The organism is Thermodesulfobacteriota bacterium, assembly GCA_036397855.1.
Taxonomy (GTDB): domain Bacteria; phylum Desulfobacterota_D; class UBA1144; order Nemesobacterales; family CSP1-2; genus DASWID01.
In genome coordinates this window covers 20,756-41,374 of sequence record DASWID010000181.1, presented here as the reverse complement: position 1 = coordinate 41,374, position 20,619 = coordinate 20,756, and the positions used below count along the sequence as shown (strand labels likewise).

Here is a 20,619-nt window from a genome sequence, read left to right as displayed (position 1 = left end):
TCAGGTTACTATATTTTCTATATTTTCACTTCGCTGATCTGAATCGTGGGGCGAATATCGGTGTAGTTAGGGATATCTCCCATAATCGCTTCAGCGTGTGGCCCGAAGGCCGCTTGAAATGCCTCTACCGAATCGAAATATAGATGGCCCATGGCGACGAAAGTCGCTCGTGATCCGGGTTCCGCGCCACCAAGACCTTGCTCCACAGCCACACCCTTGCACTGAGCTCCTAACTTCTCCTGCACCATGGGTATATGCTTTTTACAGTAGTACTCCATGTCAAATCCTTTCCCTTCCTCATTCGGATAAAAGACGCTAATTTTTATCATTATTTCTTCCCCCTATATTAAGATGTTTACTTGGCCAACATGCAAACGCTTTTTGCCTTTCTTCGTACGACCAATCGCATTAGATCCTAGGAACACTACCAGTCAAGTCCGGCGTACGGTTTGAGAAGACCTTTCCTGGGCTGCGATTTATCACGCGCGTCGCCCAATATGCAGTTACAGCGCTCAATAAAGTTCCCTCCCCATAACTTTTTTAACGCCCTTTCCTATGCGTTCAGATACTTCAAAAATTGATCTCAAAGGTACGAATCCCATTACTCGGTATTCACCTACCGATTTCATGCCGGCCGACGCCATACACCCGCATTGAGAACAATCGGGTTCTCCCCCTAACTGACAGGGTGTTATTCTGTTTCTTAAATCTGCTGTGACGCTAAGGTTAGCTCGAGCAAAAACACATTCACTCGGTGATCTTGGGGGATCAAGGTATCCTTCAACCACTGAATCCGACATATCCAGTTTCGGAAATCGATCTCGTAACCCGGCAAGCTCGTTCACTACTCTTGCCCGTTCCTCCGGCGTAAGAATCTCTTCTGCCCGAGCATTTTTTTGGGGTGTAAAAAGGCTAAACCAAATCGTATTAACCTCCGACCTTTCAGACCAGAACGTTAAAAACTGCTCAAGGTAATTTGGCCTTCTAGCCATCTGGCCTGTCACTGTGCAATGAACTGTGATTGTATGGTGCGAAATGCTTTTAAGGATACGATCATAGGTTGCGGGCGCTCTTCTTACATCGTGCTCAGGCTGCAGCCCATCTATGGAGACAGCCAAACGCAATCGCTCAATGCCACTCCATGATTTGGGAATCTCGCGGACAGCACTGGTTACGACCATGGTTGTGATGCCCTGTTTACTTATCTCCGGGAGTATAGCATCCAATTCCCTGTATCGCACCAGAGGCTCACCCCCGACAATTGAGACATAAACTGGACGGTATTGTTGCACGAGGTTTAAAACGCCGTCTATCAACCTTTGACCCTTGTAGTCAGATAATTCTATCAACGGCCCAAGCTGATGAAGATGCTGAGGCTCATACGCATAACAACCAGGGCAACTGAGAGGGCATGCGCGTGTGATCTCGATAGCTAAGAAAGGATAATATCCTGTAAGGATACGTCCCCAAGCGCGGAAGGCATCTTTCGTATAACCCATATCGTTCTCCTTTTCTACGTTTAATTACCAATGAACTCACTTAACCTGAGAAACGTAATGCTTATGATTAGGCGATTTTTTATGTATTTCGCAAAGAGCGTAACATAAAACAGAAAGAATTATAAAATATTTGAGGTATTTATTTCAAGTAGGGGGCACGCTGCAGCGTGCCCCCTACGTTTGAACATTGTGAAAAACCCGTACAAAATTCGATTCCAACTATCATTCGATTATTTAATCCTCTGCAACCAAACGAATCAATAAAATGCTTGGAACCCGTGGAATGCCTGTTTGGCAAGGAAATTTCTATGAACACATAATTCGAAATGAATATGATCTAAATTAAATAAGGGAATACGTTTTAAAGAATCCACTGAAATGGGAATTGGACTATGACAATTACAAAAATTTACAAATTGAATATAGAAAAAAATATTTCCTAACGGAATAATTGCCCATTCATCAATTACCGAGTTGCAAGAAACACATTCTACGTGATAATATCATCACGCTATCTTCTAATTGATTGGTAAGGAGATTCGAATGGAAATTGGCTATTTTACAATGCCTCTTCATCCCCTAGGTTCCGATTATACTCAGAGTCTTGATGAGGACCTTGAGCAGATAATCATACTCGACCAACTTGGTTTCAAAGAGGCTTGGATTGGGGAGCACTTCACCGCAGAATGGGAGAATATACCCGCACCCGACCTGTTTATTGCTAAAGCTATTCCCCTAACTAAAAACATAATACTTGGCACGGGCGTTTCGTGTCTACCAAATCATGATCCTTTCGTCCTCGCCCACAGAATAGCTGTTCTTGACCATTTGGCTAAAGGGAGATTCTACTGGGGTGTCGGATCGGGGACATTTATCGGTGACTTTCAAGCATTCGGGATTGACCCAAAAACAGGGGAGCAAAGGGATTTAACAAATGAGTCACTGGATTTTATCCTTAATCTATGGAATAACCCAAGGCCTGGTCCTTATGGAAACAAGCGATGGAAGTTTCGCGTTCCGGAGCGGCAAAATGACGTAGGTCTAGGTGTGCATGTTAAACCTTATCAAACTCCCCATCCACCAATCGCAGTTGCGGGGCTAACAGAATCATCGGGGACACTGAGTATAGCAGGGGAGAGGAACTGGATACCCATGAGCATTAACTTTATACCTAAAGATATTTTAATTACTCATTGGTCGTCTGTTGAAGAAGGAGCTAAAAAGTCAGGCAAAACCCCCGATCGTTCAAAGTGGAGAATTGCAAGAGACGTTTATGTAGCCGACACCACTGAAGAGGCAAAAAAGGAGGTTAAGGAAGGAACCCTAGCGAGAGACTTTACTGATTACTTTTTCAAAATAGTCCCAAAAATTAGGGGCAACCTAGATATCTTTAAAGTTGATAAATCCATGGCTGATTCCGACGTAACACCGGATTATATGATCGACAATATATGGTTGGTCGGGAGCCCCGATGATGTAGTGGAGCGAATAAAGGAACTCTACGATCACGTTGGGGGATTTGGTGTGTTGCTTGTAATGGGTCACGAGTGGAAGCCCAAAGACAAATGGGTTCACTGCATGAAGCTACTGGTTGAAGAGGTAATGCCGAGGTTGAAGGATCTCGGTTAACCACATGGATTCCCAATAAAGGTATTTGGGAATGGCGCCTCTTTTGTCATCCAGGAGCATAGTTATCGGGGATCTAAATGACATGGATTCCCCCTGACCGTCCGCGGAAATGACAAAGAGGTGTCAGAACCAGGAGGGCCTTCTTGTAGTTCGTCTTGTCCCGGTGCCGCGCGTTCTACCTCCAAGCCCGAATACACCCAAGATCCCACGACTTAGCTCTCTCGCAACTGTTCGACCGACCTGTCTCGTAACTGTGCTGTCCATAATGGTCTCTAGAGCACCTTTATCAGTAAATGACCTCGACCGTCCGGATTTTTCTTTATAGCAATGAGTAACTTGAGAAAATCAACTTTAGATGAATAGTATAAGTACTGAAACATTGTGTCAATTTAAGACGATCTTTTAATTTAAAACCAATTTAAACGGGGTAATTGTAATGTTAAGCGCTTTAGTTTTCTGGGATTATTTAAGGTTATCTGTTCATTTATCTTGATTTTCAATAAATCCCGTTCTTTAAAATACTGATATAACTTCTTCATCTCCAAAGGAGTATCCACTATGGTATTGATTATCAGTTGGATTTTAAGTGCCTTAAGCCTGGTGATAGTGGCTCACCTAATCCCGGGGTTTGAAATCAAAAACTTTTGGTCTGCCCTGCTAGCAGCAGTTGTGATTGGTCTAATTAATGCGACACTCGGATTTATATTAAAAATCCTTACTCTCCCAATCTCAATCCTTACCTTCGGGATCTTTCTTTTTGTTATAAATGCACTAATGCTTAAATTCGCGACTTTTTTTGTTCCTGGCTTCGCAGTAAATGGGTTCTGGTCTGCGTTCTTTGGAGCAATTGTCCTTGCTATTTTAAATATGATTTTGAAGGGTCTCGTCTTCAGTTATTAAATGAAACTTTTTACAATATAATTATGTTTACTCATATGTTTAACTTCATCTGAATCATACGCATGAATTTCTTCAACACTAAGCATCGCACAGATTCAACTAGGTTGAAAGAATGGGATTATTCGTCTAGTGCGTATTACTTTATAACAATTTGTACTAAATACCGGAAAGTATTCTTAGGTAGGGTGGTACGAGAAAATATTGAGTTATCGGAAATCGGCGAGATATGTAATTCATACTGGTCTGAAATACCAAAACATTTCAGAAATGCTACATTAAATGAATACATTATAATGCCTAATCACATTCATGGGATACTAATCATAGATAATCCAACTGTAGAGACACGCCATGGCGTGTCCCTACAAGATGGTACTTTTACAAACAAATTCTCGAAACCAATCTCTGGTTCACTATCCGTTATCATTAATCAATATAAATCCAGTGTGACGCGGTGGTGTAGAAACAATGGTTATAATAATTTTGGATGGCAGAGACGTTTCTATGAGCACATTATTCGTAATGAGAAATCACTAAATAAAATCAGGGAATATATAAAATATAATCCTCTAAAATGGGAATTTGACAAATACAATCCAGATTTTTGATCATCATTGTAGAGACATGCCATGGCATGTCTATAATAAAGGGTTCGGAAATGAATAAAAAGGTTGCATTAATAACGGGTGGGGCAAAGGGTATTGGAAGAGCCATAGGACTTAGACTTGCGGAGCAGGGTTGGTCTGTCGCTATTTGTTATAGGAAATCTAGCGCTGAAGCCGAGAAAACAAAACAAGAGATTGAGGAATTGGGTAGCAAATGCATTTCAATTCAGTGCGATGTTTCGAACCCAAAGGCAGCTGAGGAATTTGTCAAAAAAGTAGAGAGTGAATGGGGACATATTGATGCATTAATAAACTGTGCCGGTCCATATCATCGTGTAAATCTTTTAGAAGAAACTCTTGAAGGTTGGCATTCCATGTTTGACAATAACCTGCATCCGATCTTTTACCTTAGTAAAGCTGTGTCACCGGGAATGATCGGCCGAAATTGGGGACGTATTGTGAACTTCAGCATGGCAAACGCAGATCAAATGGTTGCTCAACCGAACCTAACGGCGCATTATATCGCAAAGGCGGGCGTTCTGATACTTACCCGATCGTTAGCACGCACGCTGGCCCCTCATGGAATAACCGTAAATGCAATCTCGCCGGGTTTTATCGACTCAGGGAGTGCGCCGAAAGAAGAGCTGGAAGCTATGGTCAAGCGAATCCCGGCGGGTTATTTAGGTAGTACAAGTGACGCTGTTGAAGCGGTAACCTTCCTTCTTTCAGACGAAGCGAGGTATGTAAACGGTACCAACATTCACCTTAGCGGTGGCTGGGGAATATAAAAAATAAAAAAGGGGTCAGGCCTTAATCTTCTTCTTTCCGGGTTGTTTGGCCCTAACCCTCTTCTTTTCGGTCTTATAAGCAAAAGGATCCTTCATGTCTGGATGAAAGAGCTTGAAGTGGTTTACGTGCATGTCTGAATAAGAGCCAGGCGGATAATACTTATCGTAGAATTCGAGGTCTAGATGCATTGCTTGAAAAACTAGACGCATGTACATTGGATCAACAAATGCAGGGAATCTTCCATATGTGTCGTATATGTAATTAGCGACGTCTTTTACAATCTGGATTGTCCTCTCAGTGGGCTTTGGGGCTTTCATCAGATGTTTATCGGGTTCGGCATAAGGAAATGGCTTCTCTGGTTTCCAGGCTTCATTCTTGTGCTCAAAGAAAGCCTCAATAGCCTCGCCCATATCCTTGTAATACGGAGGACAATACCCTTCCAAAACACCATCCCTTCCCACAGGCACTGTTGTTGGGGGATCTATTGGCCCCTTTTTGGGTTGAATAAACCTAAAACCTAATCCCTTGAATAACTGAGGTGCAGCGCCCATCGCAAATCTTGGAATAAATCCGCTAAACGTCCAACCCGCAAGGCCCAGCGCCTGAAGCGCCAGGCTCATATTCTGACATATAAATGCCTGCTCAACATTTAGTCCTGTGAGGATTCTCACTTCAAGATCAAAAAGGGATAGCTTAACCTGCTCCTTGAGTCTCCCCATCTTAACCCATTTTTCAATTCCCGCCGGTTTACCGGTTAGATCATCGATAATGGTAAATCCATAAGTACTACTGCAATATAAAAGAAGCAGATTTATATACTCTTCCGTTATGTCAGTCACCGGTATGAAAACAGATGTTCCCGGTTTGTTTGTATTCCACTGATTGAAATTAAATAAACCCGGCATCTTATCAGGAAGATTTGCCCGCCCGTCTTCGATCTTAACCAAACTTTCGCGGTAAAGTTCAAGCACTCGCTGGATCTTTTCATCACGGCTCATGTTAAAGAACATATCGAGTTCATGATGTTGGGGGAGCATTCTCTTAACATCAATGTAATAAAGACCCTTATCATTTGTAAAAAACAACTCTGTACCATGGTTATTACAAGCCGAAGGCCATGTACGCCCGGTCCACTGACACAGTAGATCAATACCAGTTTCAGGTGGGAGGTCCGCAAGGCAAAGTCCTGTTAGACCTGTTCCAGACCATACTAATAATGCCTCCTCCAATTCATCCAGTGGAATAGGGTCATAGTCAGATGTAAATTCAAGGGTGGAATCTTTCAGCTCCATGCCTAATCCGAATCGGCGTGAGCGCCTGTTAAATACTGCTTCAAAAAAGGGATATTTTAGGGCTTCTTCATAGCCCTTGTTCAGAATAGAATTAGAATTGCCTCTTTTTCCCATCTTACCTCCTCAAACTATGTATACTTTGATTAAAACAGAATTTAAAATAACAAAATATAAAAATCAATTTAGATAAAACCGGCTAACACCATTTACACAGTTTATACTTGGTATGATAAATGGTTTTGTAAAAACTTGAAATTTCCTCTAAGTGAGGCATTAAAATATTCCAAATTAAAATAAATGTTAATATAACCAATGTTCAAATCTTTAGCCAATTAGAGCTAAATTTATAACTTGTTGAATTTAAAAATTCTAAATCTGAAAGCAGGATTCGCTGAAACTTTCATACAAAGCACACCCCCCCCAATTTGTCACAGGCGGCATTTTGGCTTTATTTATTTGAGCGCCATTTGACTTTTCGATTCTACATCTCCTAAGTTATTAATTGAAGCATTATTTAGATAGCAACACTACTGTTAGGATGGCAAAAACAATTCCTAAAATCTCTCTCAAGTCTAATCGTTCATGTAAAACAATAACGCCCAGTATCACTGTGACCGCTGGATACACCGCTGTTAAAGGAACAAGAGCAGAGAGTTTTGCTGGTTGTAAGGCAATAATAAAAATTATTGTCCCTATTCCCCATGTTAGCCCCATTAGCAAAGCGTAGGGGTTTACAGCGAAGCCCGTAAAGATTTCGTGCCTTTTAAAGATGATCAACGAGGTTAATACAGTTATAGTTCCGATCCCCTCGAAAAAATAGACACGATATGGAATATCCCTCATCAATGCGACCTTTCCAAAAAAGCTTCCAAGCCCCCACATCATAGTAGCGGTGAGTGCAAATATAACCCATCTTTCCATTTTGTTTGTCCTTTAATATTTATTTAAGATCCCTATTCTATAAAAAAAGATACATGTTATCAACCATCGCATCTGTTCACATTTAATTTTAGTTTTATGGTCTAATCTTTTAATGGAGACATTCCAACATACGATATAGGTAACTCTGAAACATGTCATCCCCGAAAGCATTTATCGGGGATCTACGATGTCATTCTTCAACGTAATTCTTCATGGATGCCCGATTACGCTTGTCCCCGCATGTCGTTGGCGGGGAGTCCTCGGGCATGACAAACATTCGTCCATCGACCCCTCGATAGTTCGACAAGCTCACTACTGAGGGCTCAGGACGCACGGGTTTTGGTTGACTTAGTGAACTGTTAAGCATCACCTGTAGATGTTAGATATTTCGTGCACAAAATACTCAGAATTTCATGAATAGATTTATTTTGATTAATCCTTTTCAGAATGTAAAGGATTCGAACGGCCTTCCAAAAATTGCGTTAAGAAAATCAGAAACGAAGACGTAAAAATCTCCCTAAATCCCCCTTCGACCTAGCTCAGGACAGGCTCTTTAAAAAAGAGGGACTTTTCACGTGCGAACGAGGACATAGGTTTCTTCTCTGTACCTGTGCTGAACCATGTCCTGATGAAAGGTCAGGATCTATTCAGTATCAAGACAAAGAAGTTAGAAAGAAAAGATAGGATAATTGAAGAAAATACTTTTAAAGATCTTGTCCCTGAAATATATGGACTTTACATCACCGACAATTTTGAAAGGTCCTAGAGGAAGCCTGAAATTGAAAATACTTTCACATATCTAACTACCTTTACTTGAATGGATGGGATTTTTAAATTCTATTAAAATAAATTTCAACAACAAAATAAAAATAGCCGTATACTTTTCACCAGAAATCAAATTCAAGGGAGGTAGGAACACCATGAAGAAACTCAGATTGTTTCTTTTAGTTTCTTTGTCGATCTTTCTTTTCACCTCATACGGCTTGTCACAAGCCGCGCCCGTCGATTTAAATGAAGCTTCAGTTGAGCAACTCGCCGAACTGCCCGGAATAGGTGAGGCTACTGCAAAAAAGATAATCGAATACAGAGAGCAGAATGGCAAGTTCGAAACGACTGAAGACATAATGAATGTAAAGGGCATAGGCGAAAAGAAATACGAGACACTGAAAGACTTGATTACGGTGAGTAATTAAGCGATTAACATAAGAATCATCAACATATGATTCTCACCCAATATAATCAAAAGGGATTTTATTAAATTCCTTCACAAGACGTTTATTCTGTTGAGCAGTTAACTGCTCAACAGAATAAACCGATACTCTACGCGACCTGAAAACTCTAATCTTTTTGAACCATGGTATAATAAGTCGAGTAGTATTCATACAATTCTAGGCAATTATTAACCATATGGCGTTCAGAATTCTATGTTACAATTTCGTTGTAAACAAGAGGAGAAATTAGGTGCAGAAACTTAAGTCATTTATTTCGAAACACCCTTTTTTTAAGGGCCTGAGCAAAACCTACCTCGATTTAATTTTAGCATGTGCATCCGAAGCGCGATTTGATCCTGGTGAAATTATTTTCCGTGAAAATGAAAGAGCAAATACGTTTTATATCATTTTGCAAGGCAATGTTGCTATAGAGGCATTAATGGCACCAGAAAGAGATCCCATTGTAGTCCTTAACCTCGGTGAAGGCGACGTACTTGGGTGGTCTTGGCTGTTTCCTCCACACCGATGGCATTTTGACGCCCGAGCTATAGGACTGACTAAAGCGATTTCGATCGACGGTGATAAAATCAGGAAACAATGCGAGGAGGATCATGATCTTGGCTACGAACTGATGAAGAGATTTGCCAAGATAATAGAACAGAGACTACGATCACTCAGGTCACAAAATCCAAATATGTACGTAATCCATGCTTGACCCAGGGAATTTGATTTTTGAGATTTCTTCAGCAAGATGAAAAATCAGACTCCTGCTGATGGGTAGAACAAGCTAGTTATACCTTGTAATTAATTGCAATAACAAAAAATAGCCTTGCTAAAGTATGTTTGTTAATTGTTTGCTAAGCTTCTTTCCTTCTCAATCTCGGCTATCGTCTTTTGCTTACGCCATTCCTGTATTGCTTGCTTTATTGTTGTAATGCCAAGAGTAGCACAGCGCGGACGTGTTAATGCCAGGTCCTTGCCAATCAAATCTGTGATAACATCCGGATTCATCTTCTCCACCTCTTCAGCGGTTTTACCCAAAACAATATCGGTAATCATAGACGTAGTAGCTTGGCTTATTATGCAACCCTCTCCATCGAAAGAAACATCTCTGATTCTTCCGTCATCATCGAGTTTGAGATAAATCGTAATAATGTCACCACATCCAGGATTACCACCCTTCTGAACTACATACGAATCCTCACGAGCCCCATAATGCCTGGGATTCTCATAATGGTCCAATATAACTTGCATGAGCTCTTCACGATCCATTTCCATAACTGAAAATATAACCTAGAAATTTCTTTAATAAAAAAAATACGTACAATTCTATTTAGGCTGCGTATTTAAGTCTTTACACCGCCAGCACCATTTGGACCAATTACGGTCTTTCAATTGGAGCCTTGACAAGGTTGCCCCACTCCGTCCATGACCCATCATAGTTCTTCACGTTTTTGAAGCCCAGTAGATAAGTCAAGACAAACCAGGTGTGAGAGGACCTTTCTCCTATTCGACAGTATGCGATTACGTTATCGCCTTGTTTTAGACCGACTTCCCCTTGATAAATCGCTTTTAGTTCATCCGGTGATTTAAATGTTCCATCCTCGTTAGCTGCGCGTGCCCAGGGAACATTTTTCGCACTTGGTATGTGCCCTCCCCTCAATGCCCCCTCTTGGGGATAGGCTTCCATATGAAGAAGCTCTCCAGTAAATTCCTTTGGTGAACGAACATCGATTAGAGGATTTCCAGATCCCATATGTTTCATTACCTCGTCACGAAATGCTCTTATAAATTCATTGGTTTTAGTAACCTTGTAATCAGTTTTAGGATCACTTGGCAAGTCCTTTGATAAAGGGCGTTTCTCTTCAATCCATTTTTGCCTTCCACCATTCATGATCAAACACTTATCGTGCCCCATCACATTGAATGTCCAAAAAGCGTAGCAGGCCCACCAATTGCTCTTGTCACCGTAGAATACCACCGTGGAGTCATTCGTGATTCCCTTATCTGACATCAGTTTCTCAAAATTTTCTTTGCTTACATAATCCCTTATCAATTGATCTTGCAGCTCAGTCTGCCAATCAATCTTCACAGCACCTGGCACATGACCAACATCGTAAAGCAGTACGTCCTCATCAGATTCTACAATTCTGATGTTAGGATCATTTACATGATCTTCAACCCACTGAGTGCTAACCAACACCTCTGGATGAGCGTAATCGGACATATACGTACCTCCTTTATATTTTGATTGATTTTAGAAGAAAAAACCCTAACCGGGTTTCAAAATATAAGATTATAGACATTATCCCAGACAAAATCAACAATAATTCCAGGATTAATGCCTTCTTGTATTAATTTTAATCAAATTACTAATATGATGAAATAACAATCATAAAAATCTCATTCTATTACGAACAGAATCGGGCATCTAAGAAAATAATTGATCTGGGTTCTTTATTTTTAAATTTTATGCTAAGATAAAAGGTATAGACATATGTATCTTTAAGTAAAAGTCTGTAATAACAACATAGGAGGGCATCCATGTTAAAAAATCTAAAAGTCAGAGACTTGATAGGAAAAAGGGAAAGGGTCTACTTTGTGGATGCTGAAGACACCACTGATGTTGCAGCCCTTAAGCTAAAGAACTTTAAGGTAAGAACCATCGGTGTCAGAAGAAAGGGACAAATAGTTGGGGTTGTGGGCCAGAGTGACTTCTCGAACATGGTTGTTGCCATGGGCAGGAATCCGTGTGAATTAAAGGTAGAAGATATTATGACAACAGACCTGCGTACAGTAGGTCTCGACTCTTCATTCTATGAATGTCTGGAACTGATGAACACTAACAACATCTCTCACCTGATAATTCTCGATGAGGACGGAAAATATTACGGAATGCTATCCTTGAAAGATCTCAAGGAAAGGTTGGTTAATGAATTGAAATACCAGCTCGAAATAACCCAAGAATATGCCTTTGGGCCCCACGTTAAACAAATCGATATAAATACTTGAAATTGGTCTCACGCTTCCGAAAAGATATTCAAGACAATCCAAATTGATTTTAACAATAATTATTTATATCGAGATCAGGTGTTTTATTGGCCAGTAATACTATATTTATAAATTAAAAATTTCTTGAATGAAGAGTTATTTCGAGTCGTGAAATTCTTCCGATGTTAATTTGTTTCTTTAGTTTGTTGTAGCAATCCACAAACAGGAAACCCGATGACAATGAGACACAGAAAACTCAAAATCAAAAGACAACATAGTATGATAAAGGGACTAAAGAAATTTCTAGAAGAAAACATCTCGACCCTTGAATTTGTCGAGGGAATATTGCCAGGTGAGATAAAAGTTAGTAACGCCACCGGTGAGAAACTTATCGTAAAATACAAATATAACACCATTAGTGGTGCGAAGCTTATTGCAAAGAGCGGAACTTCGATTCAAGAAATCTTTGTTGTGACGAGATTCCCTGATAAGCTTAAAGATGTGCTTAGAGATTTAGGGGTTAAATAGTTGCTATCCGAACCTCAAAGTACCCTTACCAAAAAGCCCCTCAACATCTTCAATAAACTTATCCTGAATTTCAACCCTTGATTCACCGATTTCAATGACAGCCTCCCCTAGGCTTGTTTCAAAATGAAGATGTACCAAAGATTCACCTGGGTAGTATTTAATTATTTCCATTAATCTATGAAGATCATCTCTCTTAACACTATCCCTTGGCCTGATATGAACCTTTGAATTGTTCCTAACCTCTCTAAGTGATAATATGTTATTCGCCCTTATTCTTACCCTTTCTTCAGTGGTTTCTAACCTCCCCTTCACAATAATGGGCTCTACTTTTTCTTCTAACAAAGGAAGTGATTTTCTAAGTAGGTCATTGAATATCAAAACTTCCACCGATCCTTTCATGTCTTCGAGTACTAGATTCCCAAAAATACCAGATCCATTTTTTGTGTGCCTTACAGTCATTGATCGTACGACACCTGCTATCGTGACCTCGCTCCTTTCCTTTATTTCACATATATGCTCTGTATCAATGTTCGAAGTATACTCTTCTATCTCAGAGACGTATTTTGCCATTGGGTGATTAGTGACGAAAAACCCCAACACCTCCATTTCATTTTTCAGTATCTCTTTCTCATTCCATTCTTCAACCTCTGGTAATCTGGGTTGGGAAAGCGATTCATTCATTGTAAAAAGAGTGCTCTGGCCCTCAGGAGAGCATTTCTGCTTGATTGATGTATAAGTCAAGAGTGTATCTACCGATTCCATGAGTTGTGCCCTATGATTTCCCAATGAATCAAAAGCACCGCTCTTTATCAGGCTCTCGATGGTCCTCCTATTTACTTTTCTCGAACTCACCCGCTCACAGAAATCAAATACTGAATTAAATTTTCCACCCTCGTTTCTCGATTCTATTATTGCATCAACCGTCGACTGACCAACATGCTTAATCGCGGAAAGACCAAACCTAATTTTTCCAGCCTGAGCCGTAAATCCCGACATGCTCTCTTTCACATCGGGTGGGAGTACCTCAATCCCCATTTCCCTGCATTCCGCAATGCTTGATATAACTTTATCGCTGTTTCCTGATTCGGCAGATAGCAGGGCAGCCATAAATTCAGCCGGGAAGTGAGTCTTGAGGTAAGCGGTTTGATATGTTAATAATGCGTAAGCGGTGCTATGACTCTTGTTGAACGAATAATCGGCGAATTTTTCCATCGTGTCAAATATCTCTTTGGCCTTTTTATGGCTTATTCCATTTTTCTTCGCCCCACTTAGAAATCGCTGTCTCTGAGCCTTCATCTCAGCCGACTTCTTCTTTCCCATAGCGCGCCTGAGAAGATCCGCCTCGCCAAGACTGTAGTCAGCCACTAAGCTGGCCGTCTTCATTATCTGCTCCTGGTAGACAAAAAGTCCATATGTGTCTTTTAAGATTCCTTCCAGTTCAGGGAGAGGATACTCTATATCCTTCTCCCCATGTTTTCGTTTAATAAATTCGTCTACCATACCACTGTCGAGTGGTCCGGGGCGATAAAGCGCGAGCACGGCAACGATATCTTCAAAATTCGTCGCTTGAAGGCTTTGAAGAAGCTCCTTCATGCCAGATGACTCAATTTGGAAAATTCCTCTTGTATAATTGCTTGAAAGAAGTTTAAAAACATCGGGATCGTCGAGACGAATTTTTGAGATGTCAAAATCAAGACTATCTGTGGAATTTCGACCCTCTTTTATTAATTTAATGGTTCTATCTATTACTGTTAGAGTCTTTAATCCTAAGAAATCAAATTTCACAAATCCCAAGTGTTCAATCGAATTCATATCATACTGTGTTACAACTTCATTGTTTGATCCCCGATACAACGGAATATAGTCGGCAAGCGGTTCACTAGATATCACGACACCAGCTGCATGTGTAGAGGAGTGCCTCACCATATTCTCGAGAGGTCGAGCGAGTTCAACCAGTTCTTTAAGTGCGGGTGATTTTTCAATCAGGTCCCTTATTTGCGGGACTTGAGCGATTGAGTCATCAATGCTAAAAACCTTGCCCCTGAATGACGGGATTAGTTTGGTAAACTTGTCAACGTCCGCATAGGGAATTCCAAGAACTCTGCCAACATCTTTTATTACAGCCTTTGCAGACATTGTTCCAAAAGTGCCGATCTGAGCAACCTTATCGGACCCGTATTTTCCGGTAACATACCCTATAACTTCATCTCTTCGATCTCCGCAAAAATCAACGTCGATGTCGGGCATACTTACTCTCTCGGGATTAAGAAACCTTTCAAAAATGAGATTGTATGGTATCGGATCAATTTCAGTAATGCCGAGTGCATAAGCAACCAGGCTACCAGCAGCACTTCCTCTCCCAGGTCCAACGGGTATGCCGTGTGACTTTGCAAAATCAATGAAATCTGCAACAACCAGCAAATAATCGGAAAACCCCATATCCTTCAACGTACTGATTTCACTCTCGAGACGCTCTCTGTAAACGGGAATCATGTTTGAAGGGACGTCATTTTCCATTAATTTTTTGCCGAGCTTCTCCCTAGCTAGTCCAGCTAAATATTCATCGTGTGATCTCCCATCTTCTAGTTCGAACACGGGCAACTTGTAACCATTGGTTTCGAAATCAAAATTGCACCGATCCGCAATTTCTAACGTCCTCTCGATCCCCTCTTCGTGTCCCCTGAGAGATTCAAGCATTTCCTCGTGAGACTTAACATAATATTCGTCGCCCTGAAATCTAAACCTATTTTTATCCGCCAATGTCGTCCCGGTCTGTATGCATAAAAGAGCATCATGTGGTTTAGAATCCTCTCGCCTTAAAAAGTGACAATCGTTAGTAGCAACAATCGGTATTTTAAGTCTCTTACCGAGCTCTTTGACCTTTTCATTCACGAGTTCCTGGTCCGAAAGTCTATTTGCCTGAATCTCAAGGTAGTATCGATCCGCAAACATCTCCTTGTATTTTGCCGCAATGCTTAACGATTCTTTCATATCATTATTCAGAATGCTCCTGGAAACCTCGCCATTAAGACAGCCGCTCAGTACAATGAGCCCTTCACTGTGCTTTTCTAGAAGCTCATGATCTATTCTTGGTTTCCTGTAAAATCCTTCAAAATATGCCTTGGTGACCAGATTAGATAGGTTTTTATAGCCCTGCTGATTCATTGAAAGAAGGATGAGATGATTGTTTCTCTCATGGTTTGTACTATCCGATTTTAACTTCGGAGTAATGTACACTTCACAACCTATAATGGGCTTAATCGAAAACTGTTTCGCCTTTTTATAAAAGTCAAAAGCGCCAAAGAGATTCCCATGGTCGGTGAGCGCCACTGAATTCATTCCTAACTCATGTAATTTAGAGAAAAGTTCTTCAAATTTTATTGCGCCATCGAGCAGGGAATATTGAGAATGTAGATGGAGGTGAACAAAACCATGTGCCATTTACAACGTATTATATATCAGAAATTTTGATCTCCGCAAGTTTTAAAATATAATACAATGATATTGGAATGTTAGATTATAGGGGGCGCCAAATAACATATCAAATAGCCTTCGTTTTGCCAATCCGGATTGCTCATCGATCACTACATGATGTACCCGACAATAGCCTTGGATGAAGACTCTGAAAATCTCCGATGAGGATTGTGTGTAAAAGCTATTAATTGGAAAAGACACAAAGCTTAATGATGAAAACCGGAATTAAGGTTTTCCACAAATCATATGGTATCATATAATAGCAGACAGGAATGTAATAATAATCTGATTCTTATTTAAGTAATACTTAAAGCTACTAATTTCTGTAATACCGCTATAGAGTTATGGAGAAATTAATCCCCCTTTTGAATAATTTTTACACCGACCTCCACGGACCAATATGGATTATCATATTGATCGCGGGCATTGTAATTATTTCATTAATTCTGACCTATTTATTCGAAGAAAAACCGGAACCCAAAAAAGAGGATTCCTTACCCGAGGAGACACCTAGACATGATGTTTCACCTGTTAAATCAGCCATTGAACCTCATAAAGATATTCCTCATGAAGAACCAGTAGTAGATAAATACACTGAGACTGATCGTATATTGAATAAATCGGTACAACAAGACGTACTAGAGCAAACGCGACCCGATGAATCTACACAAGGAACCAAAGAACTGGCAGTGGAAGAAGAGCTTAGGATAAAGCCAGAAGCCGTCATTGACGAAGACCGCTATGCATTTGAAAAAGCAATGGTCGATACAACAGAACCGTATGACGTTGCAGAAAAAAGGGTGCAGGAAATGCCTGAAACCAAGGAAAGCCTTTTTTCAAGACTCCGGTCGGGTCTTTCGAAAACTCAAGTTGGCCTGGTTGGCAAATTAGACCAAATACTCTCAAAAAGGGAAATAGATGAGGATCTATGGGATGAATTTGAGGAGGCACTAATTACGGCGGATCTTGGGGTTGGTACAACCTTGAAGCTCAGGCAAAGGATTGAGGAAAAGCTATCGAAGAAATCGCTTAGAGACTCAAAGGCGATAATGGACACCCTTAAACAAGAATGTTTGGAAATGCTGAAAAAGTCCGAGGGGAAACCCCTTAAAATAGAATCAAAACCATTTGTAATAATTATCGCAGGAGTGAATGGGGTGGGAAAAACTACCACAATCGGGAAAATTGCATACAAATTCAGTAACGAAGGTAAAACCGTAATGGTTGCTGCCGCAGATACCTTTAGGGCCGCGGCTGTAGAGCAACTTGAAATTTGGGCAAAAAGGGTCGGCAGCGACTTCTTAAGAGGCCAGAGCGGTTCAGACCCGTCGGCCGTCGCATTTGATGCACTGAAAGCATCCCAAGCAAGGGATACCGATATCCTCATTGTTGATACGGCAGGAAGATTGCACACAAGGACAAATCTAATGGAAGAACTTAAAAAGTTGAGAAGGGTCATATCACGTGAACTCGATGGAGCTCCCAACGAAACCTTACTAGTCCTCGACGCAACAACTGGACAAAACGCAATTCAGCAGGCAAAGATGTTTAATGAAGCAATCGACATCACTGGCATCATCCTCACTAAGCTGGACGGTACTGCCAAGGGAGGCGTGATTTTGGCTATTGCCGATGAGTTAAATATCCCCGTTAAATTCATAGGTATCGGTGAAAGCCTGGGAGACTTAAGAGAATTTAATGCCGAAGAATTTGTAGAGGCTTTATTCGTTACTGGTGAGGAAACCATACATTAGGATTTCCGTCATAACTTAACTTTCACTAATAATTTTTGGGTTTCGCAAAAAATATATGCCCAAGGACTCAGACACCAAATATATGTCTCTCGCAATCAGTCTTGCGAAGAGAGCCGAGGGAATGACCAGTCCGAACCCCCTTGTAGGAGCCGTACTGGTTAAAGAAGGAAGAATCATCGGCAAGGGATATCATAAAAAAGCGGGGCTTCCTCACGCAGAGATAGAAGCCATATTCGATTCTGAAAACAAGGGGAACGTTGTCAATGGCTCGACCCTCTATGTAACATTGGAGCCATGCTGCCACGGAGATAAAAGGACACCGCGATGCGTCGATTCAATCATCAAAAAGGGTATATCAAATGTTGTGGTCGGAACCCTCGATCCAAATCCCAAAGTTTCGGGGAACGGAATAGAACTCCTTAAACAAAGGGGCGTAAATGTAAGAGTAGGTGTAGTTGAGGAGGCTTGTAAAATCGTAAACGAGGCATTCTTCAAGTATATAAGGTCTGGGATTCCCTTTGTTACTCTTAAACTCGCCTGCACCCTCGATGGCAAGATAGCAACCATGACAGGAGATGCAAAATGGATAGGGAGCGAAAGTCAAAGAAATTTCGCACACAGGCTGAGGAAAAAAGTCGATGCTATTCTGGTAGGAATAGAAACCGTTCTACATGACGATCCGCAGCTTAATGTCAGGCTGGGGAAGAGGGCTACAGATCAACCCATCCCGATAGTACTTGACTCCAGACTCAGGATCCCAATCGAGTCACGATTGCTTAAGATTCATAAATCACCGTTAATAATCACCACACATAAAGCAGACGTAGAAAAGAAAAATAATCTAGAAGATATGGGGTCAAGAGTCCTAATTTTTGATAGCGATAAAAATGGAAAAATAGATTTACCTAGTTTACTCAAGAAGCTCGGAGAATTGGAGATAACAAGCATTCTTATAGAAGGGGGGAGCAGAGTGGCGGCTTCGGCGCTGAGTCAAAGAGTGGTTGACAAGATTGTTCTTTTCTATACGCCAAAAATTATTGGAGCGGAGGGTGTTAGTATGGTAGGAGACCTTAATATTCTAAAAGTCAAAGAAGCACTGGCGATCAGAGGATTAAAGGTTAAGGTTTTTGGAGAGGAACTAATGATCGAAGGTTATATATAAGCAATCATCAATAAGATGATCGAAAAATTGCTTGTTCCTTTTCTATGAACAATGCGCCCTTTTCAAAATATTAATATCCCTAATCAAATTTTAAAATCGAATAATCAATCATTAGAAGTAGGACATGAAATTATATTCCTCCCACATAAAAGATATTATAATATGAGAATTAAGGAATGAATGAAACTCGACTCACAAAGGTAGGGCTCTTCGGTGGAACATTCGATCCTATCCATTTTGGTCACCTGAGGGCCGCCGAAGAGATCAGAGAAATATTGGATCTTGAGAAAATCTATTTCGTTCCAACCTCCGTGCCCCCTCATAAGACCACTCCAGGGATGGCTTCACCTCATGACCGTCTGAAGATGCTTGAGCTCGCATTGAATGATAACAATTTTTTTGGAATTTCGGATATAGAAATAAAACGAGGTGGAAAGTCCTATACTATCGATACGCTGCGATATTTTTCCGATGCATTTCCACCGTTTGACTTATACTTTATAGCAGGATCCGATCTATTTTCTGAAATAGATAGCTGGAAGGATTATAAGAAAATATTCAGGGCGTCGAATTTTGCCGTAATAGAGAGGCCTGGATTTGGTTTTGATTTCCCCGAAATGCTTCCACTTGAAATTAGGGATGATTTTCGATATTATAAGCGGTATAACAATTTGACTCTTTACATAAATAAAAACTCCAAGATTTTGAGTCTCGTTAAAATAGACGGATTGGAAATATCGTCAACAAAGATACGAGAACTAATCAGAAAATTCAAATCCATAAAATATCTTGTCCCGTCGAGTGTCGAAGCCTATATACTAGAGCACAGTATGTACAAGAAGGAGGCCGCTAAATAGAATCCAAAGAAAAGGCTTTAGTCATTGCACGCGCCGCCTGGGAAAAAAAGGCGCAAGATATAAGACTGCTCGAGATGAAGGCGCTTAGTAACATTACAGATTATTTTGTCATCTGCAGTGCCAACTCGGATAGAGGGGTAAGAACGATTGTTGACCATATTGAAAGAAAACTAAAAGAGCTCAGACAAAGGGTTATTGGTGTCGAAGGATACACAGAAGGCAAATGGGTCCTAATTGATGCTCTGGATGTGGTAGTCCATGTGTTCTATGAACCCTTAAGGAAATTTTACGATTTAGAAGGACTGTGGATCGACTCCCCTCGTATAGGGATTCCGTTTATTGAGGAATTCCCAATCCCTGCAGAAGACTTGGAAGAATTTGCCTAGACTTAGGATTGGTAGGATATGGTTACTTTTTTTCTATTCTTACAATTTTCACAATCTTTTCTGAAACAATCCTTAAATCGTTTAAGCAAAAACCTCGTCAAGCTTACCGGTCTTGACATCATAAACGAATCCCCTAACAGGGATATCTTTGGGCACCCATGGATGAGATTTCACCTTTTGAATCTGCTGTCGTACATTCTCCCAAATATCGCTGAAAGAGTGGAACAAAAGGGGCGCTACGGTTGCGGTACGGGTTTTCTTTAAAAGATTTTTTCTAAGTTTTTCATCGGTAAATGTAAGCATTCCGCAATCAGTATGATTTATAATCATAATTTCTCTTGTACCAAGGAGATGATGAGAAATTATTAATGATCTTATGGCATCTTCAGATACTATCCCTCCTGCATTACGAATTATATGGGCCTCTCCTGTCTTTAATCCTAGCATCTCCTCGATTGTTAGCCTAGCATCCATACACGCAACCACAGCGAGCATACGAGATGGCGGAATAGGCAGCTTGCCAAGCTTAAATTTCTTGCCATACGCCCTATTAGCGCTTAGAACCTCGTCGATAACACTCATGAGCATTTGCCTCTGTTCGGAATACATGTTGCAATAAAC

The 20,619-nt window shown here is 40.7% G+C and carries 21 protein-coding genes; 12 read left to right on the top strand and 9 right to left on the bottom strand.

Translation table 11 applies throughout. The features are described 5' to 3' along the window. Positions 1-17: 17 nt before the first annotated feature. Positions 18-329: an EthD family reductase gene (locus VGA95_13850; GenBank protein ID HEX9667627.1), complete on the bottom strand. Its 312-nt coding sequence runs from the start codon at positions 327-329 to the stop codon at positions 18-20. Between the two features lie 183 nt (positions 330-512). Then, a complete protein-coding gene (locus tag VGA95_13845) occupies positions 513-1,499 on the bottom strand; it encodes a radical SAM protein (GenBank protein ID HEX9667626.1) in 987 nt (328 codons plus the stop codon). 543 nt (positions 1,500-2,042) lie between these two features. Between VGA95_13845 and VGA95_13840 the strand changes: the two genes are divergently transcribed. Continuing rightward, positions 2,043-3,128 (top strand): LLM class flavin-dependent oxidoreductase, encoded by a 1,086-nt coding sequence (locus tag VGA95_13840; GenBank protein HEX9667625.1) that lies wholly within the window; start codon positions 2,043-2,045, stop codon positions 3,126-3,128. A gap of 123 nt (positions 3,129-3,251) precedes the next feature. On the opposite strand, the gene VGA95_13835 is transcribed toward VGA95_13840, so the two are convergent. Next, a complete protein-coding gene (locus tag VGA95_13835) occupies positions 3,252-3,392 on the bottom strand; it encodes a hypothetical protein (protein HEX9667624.1) in 141 nt (46 codons plus the stop codon). A 294-nt stretch (positions 3,393-3,686) separates the two neighbouring features. Between VGA95_13835 and VGA95_13830 the strand changes: the two genes are divergently transcribed. From VGA95_13830 to VGA95_13820, 3 genes are all read left to right on the top strand, one after another. Further along, on the top strand, positions 3,687-4,028 hold the full coding sequence (locus tag VGA95_13830) for a phage holin family protein (GenBank protein ID HEX9667623.1): 342 nt from the start codon (positions 3,687-3,689) through the stop codon (positions 4,026-4,028). Between the two features lie 62 nt (positions 4,029-4,090). After that, on the top strand, positions 4,091-4,636 hold the full coding sequence (locus VGA95_13825; protein ID HEX9667622.1) for a transposase: 546 nt from the start codon (positions 4,091-4,093) through the stop codon (positions 4,634-4,636). Between the two features lie 50 nt (positions 4,637-4,686). After that, on the top strand, positions 4,687-5,421 hold the full coding sequence (locus VGA95_13820; GenBank protein HEX9667621.1) for an SDR family oxidoreductase: 735 nt from the start codon (positions 4,687-4,689) through the stop codon (positions 5,419-5,421). Between the two features lie 15 nt (positions 5,422-5,436). On the opposite strand, the gene VGA95_13815 is transcribed toward VGA95_13820, so the two are convergent. Beyond that, positions 5,437-6,828, bottom strand: a complete 1,392-nt coding sequence (locus tag VGA95_13815) for a hypothetical protein (protein HEX9667620.1) — start codon at positions 6,826-6,828, stop codon at positions 5,437-5,439. Positions 6,829-7,224: 396 nt separating this feature from the next. Then, positions 7,225-7,635: an EamA family transporter gene (locus VGA95_13810; protein ID HEX9667619.1), complete on the bottom strand. Its 411-nt coding sequence runs from the start codon at positions 7,633-7,635 to the stop codon at positions 7,225-7,227. Positions 7,636-8,555: 920 nt separating this feature from the next. On the opposite strand from VGA95_13810, the gene VGA95_13805 reads away from it, so the two are divergent. Further along, on the top strand, positions 8,556-8,828 hold the full coding sequence (locus VGA95_13805) for a ComEA family DNA-binding protein (GenBank protein HEX9667618.1): 273 nt from the start codon (positions 8,556-8,558) through the stop codon (positions 8,826-8,828). Positions 8,829-9,096: 268 nt separating this feature from the next. After that, positions 9,097-9,561 carry a cyclic nucleotide-binding domain-containing protein gene (locus tag VGA95_13800; GenBank protein HEX9667617.1) on the top strand — a complete coding sequence of 155 codons (465 nt, stop codon included), beginning with the start codon at positions 9,097-9,099 and terminating at the stop codon, positions 9,559-9,561. A gap of 131 nt (positions 9,562-9,692) precedes the next feature. On the opposite strand, the gene VGA95_13795 is transcribed toward VGA95_13800, so the two are convergent. Next, positions 9,693-10,118, bottom strand: a complete 426-nt coding sequence (locus tag VGA95_13795; protein ID HEX9667616.1) for an SUF system NifU family Fe-S cluster assembly protein — start codon at positions 10,116-10,118, stop codon at positions 9,693-9,695. Positions 10,119-10,227: 109 nt separating this feature from the next. Next, the gene (locus VGA95_13790) at positions 10,228-11,073 is read right to left on the bottom strand and encodes a sulfurtransferase (protein HEX9667615.1); all 846 of its coding nucleotides are present in this window, start codon (positions 11,071-11,073) and stop codon (positions 10,228-10,230) included. A 317-nt stretch (positions 11,074-11,390) separates the two neighbouring features. Between VGA95_13790 and VGA95_13785 the strand changes: the two genes are divergently transcribed. Together VGA95_13785 and VGA95_13780 are read left to right on the top strand one after the other, a co-directional pair. Next, positions 11,391-11,858, top strand: a complete 468-nt coding sequence (locus VGA95_13785) for a CBS domain-containing protein (GenBank protein ID HEX9667614.1) — start codon at positions 11,391-11,393, stop codon at positions 11,856-11,858. A gap of 219 nt (positions 11,859-12,077) precedes the next feature. After that, positions 12,078-12,365, top strand: coding sequence for a DUF2103 domain-containing protein (locus VGA95_13780; protein HEX9667613.1), 288 nt, complete (start codon positions 12,078-12,080; stop codon positions 12,363-12,365). 3 nt (positions 12,366-12,368) lie between these two features. Here the strand turns inward: VGA95_13780 and dnaE are convergent, their stop codons facing one another. Beyond that, entirely contained in the window at positions 12,369-15,806 is a 3,438-nt protein-coding gene (gene dnaE, locus VGA95_13775) for a DNA polymerase III subunit alpha (GenBank protein HEX9667612.1), read from the bottom strand. A gap of 398 nt (positions 15,807-16,204) precedes the next feature. Between dnaE and ftsY the strand changes: the two genes are divergently transcribed. The 4 genes from ftsY (at position 16,205) to rsfS (ending at position 19,998) form a co-directional block, all read left to right on the top strand. After that, positions 16,205-17,593, top strand: coding sequence for a signal recognition particle-docking protein FtsY (gene ftsY / locus VGA95_13770; protein HEX9667611.1), 1,389 nt, complete (start codon positions 16,205-16,207; stop codon positions 17,591-17,593). Between the two features lie 55 nt (positions 17,594-17,648). After that, entirely contained in the window at positions 17,649-18,755 is a 1,107-nt protein-coding gene (ribD, locus tag VGA95_13765; protein HEX9667610.1) for a bifunctional diaminohydroxyphosphoribosylaminopyrimidine deaminase/5-amino-6-(5-phosphoribosylamino)uracil reductase RibD, read from the top strand. A gap of 176 nt (positions 18,756-18,931) precedes the next feature. Then, positions 18,932-19,612 (top strand): nicotinate-nucleotide adenylyltransferase, encoded by a 681-nt coding sequence (gene nadD / locus VGA95_13760; protein ID HEX9667609.1) that lies wholly within the window; start codon positions 18,932-18,934, stop codon positions 19,610-19,612. Continuing rightward, entirely contained in the window at positions 19,609-19,998 is a 390-nt protein-coding gene (gene rsfS, locus VGA95_13755; protein ID HEX9667608.1) for a ribosome silencing factor, read from the top strand. The genes nadD and rsfS overlap by 4 nt, the downstream gene beginning before the upstream one ends. An 81-nt stretch (positions 19,999-20,079) precedes the next feature. Here the strand turns inward: rsfS and VGA95_13750 are convergent, their stop codons facing one another. Further along, entirely contained in the window at positions 20,080-20,580 is a 501-nt protein-coding gene (locus tag VGA95_13750) for a carbonic anhydrase (protein HEX9667607.1), read from the bottom strand. Positions 20,581-20,619 lie beyond the last annotated feature (39 nt).

Bases quoted from the DNA above. Each gene is read 5' to 3' on its own strand.
- VGA95_13850 (HEX9667627.1), bottom strand. From the start codon at position 329: ATGATAAAAATTAGCGTCTTTTATCCGAATGAGGAAGGGAAAGGATTT.
- VGA95_13845 (HEX9667626.1), bottom strand. From the start codon at position 1,499: ATGGGTTATACGAAAGATGCCTTCCGCGCTTGGGGACGTATCCTTACA.
- VGA95_13840 (HEX9667625.1), top strand. From the start codon at position 2,043: ATGGAAATTGGCTATTTTACAATGCCTCTTCATCCCCTAGGTTCCGAT.
- VGA95_13835 (HEX9667624.1), bottom strand. From the start codon at position 3,392: ATGGACAGCACAGTTACGAGACAGGTCGGTCGAACAGTTGCGAGAGAG.
- VGA95_13830 (HEX9667623.1), top strand. From the start codon at position 3,687: ATGGTATTGATTATCAGTTGGATTTTAAGTGCCTTAAGCCTGGTGATA.
- VGA95_13825 (HEX9667622.1), top strand. From the start codon at position 4,091: ATGAATTTCTTCAACACTAAGCATCGCACAGATTCAACTAGGTTGAAA.
- VGA95_13820 (HEX9667621.1), top strand. From the start codon at position 4,687: ATGAATAAAAAGGTTGCATTAATAACGGGTGGGGCAAAGGGTATTGGA.
- VGA95_13815 (HEX9667620.1), bottom strand. From the start codon at position 6,828: ATGGGAAAAAGAGGCAATTCTAATTCTATTCTGAACAAGGGCTATGAA.
- VGA95_13810 (HEX9667619.1), bottom strand. From the start codon at position 7,635: ATGGAAAGATGGGTTATATTTGCACTCACCGCTACTATGATGTGGGGG.
- VGA95_13805 (HEX9667618.1), top strand. From the start codon at position 8,556: ATGAAGAAACTCAGATTGTTTCTTTTAGTTTCTTTGTCGATCTTTCTT.
- VGA95_13795 (HEX9667616.1), bottom strand. From the start codon at position 10,118: ATGGATCGTGAAGAGCTCATGCAAGTTATATTGGACCATTATGAGAAT.
- VGA95_13790 (HEX9667615.1), bottom strand. From the start codon at position 11,073: ATGTCCGATTACGCTCATCCAGAGGTGTTGGTTAGCACTCAGTGGGTT.
- VGA95_13785 (HEX9667614.1), top strand. From the start codon at position 11,391: ATGTTAAAAAATCTAAAAGTCAGAGACTTGATAGGAAAAAGGGAAAGG.
- VGA95_13780 (HEX9667613.1), top strand. From the start codon at position 12,078: ATGAGACACAGAAAACTCAAAATCAAAAGACAACATAGTATGATAAAG.
- dnaE (HEX9667612.1), bottom strand. From the start codon at position 15,806: ATGGCACATGGTTTTGTTCACCTCCATCTACATTCTCAATATTCCCTG.
- ribD (HEX9667610.1), top strand. From the start codon at position 17,649: ATGCCCAAGGACTCAGACACCAAATATATGTCTCTCGCAATCAGTCTT.
- nadD (HEX9667609.1), top strand. From the start codon at position 18,932: ATGAATGAAACTCGACTCACAAAGGTAGGGCTCTTCGGTGGAACATTC.
- VGA95_13750 (HEX9667607.1), bottom strand. From the start codon at position 20,580: ATGAGTGTTATCGACGAGGTTCTAAGCGCTAATAGGGCGTATGGCAAG.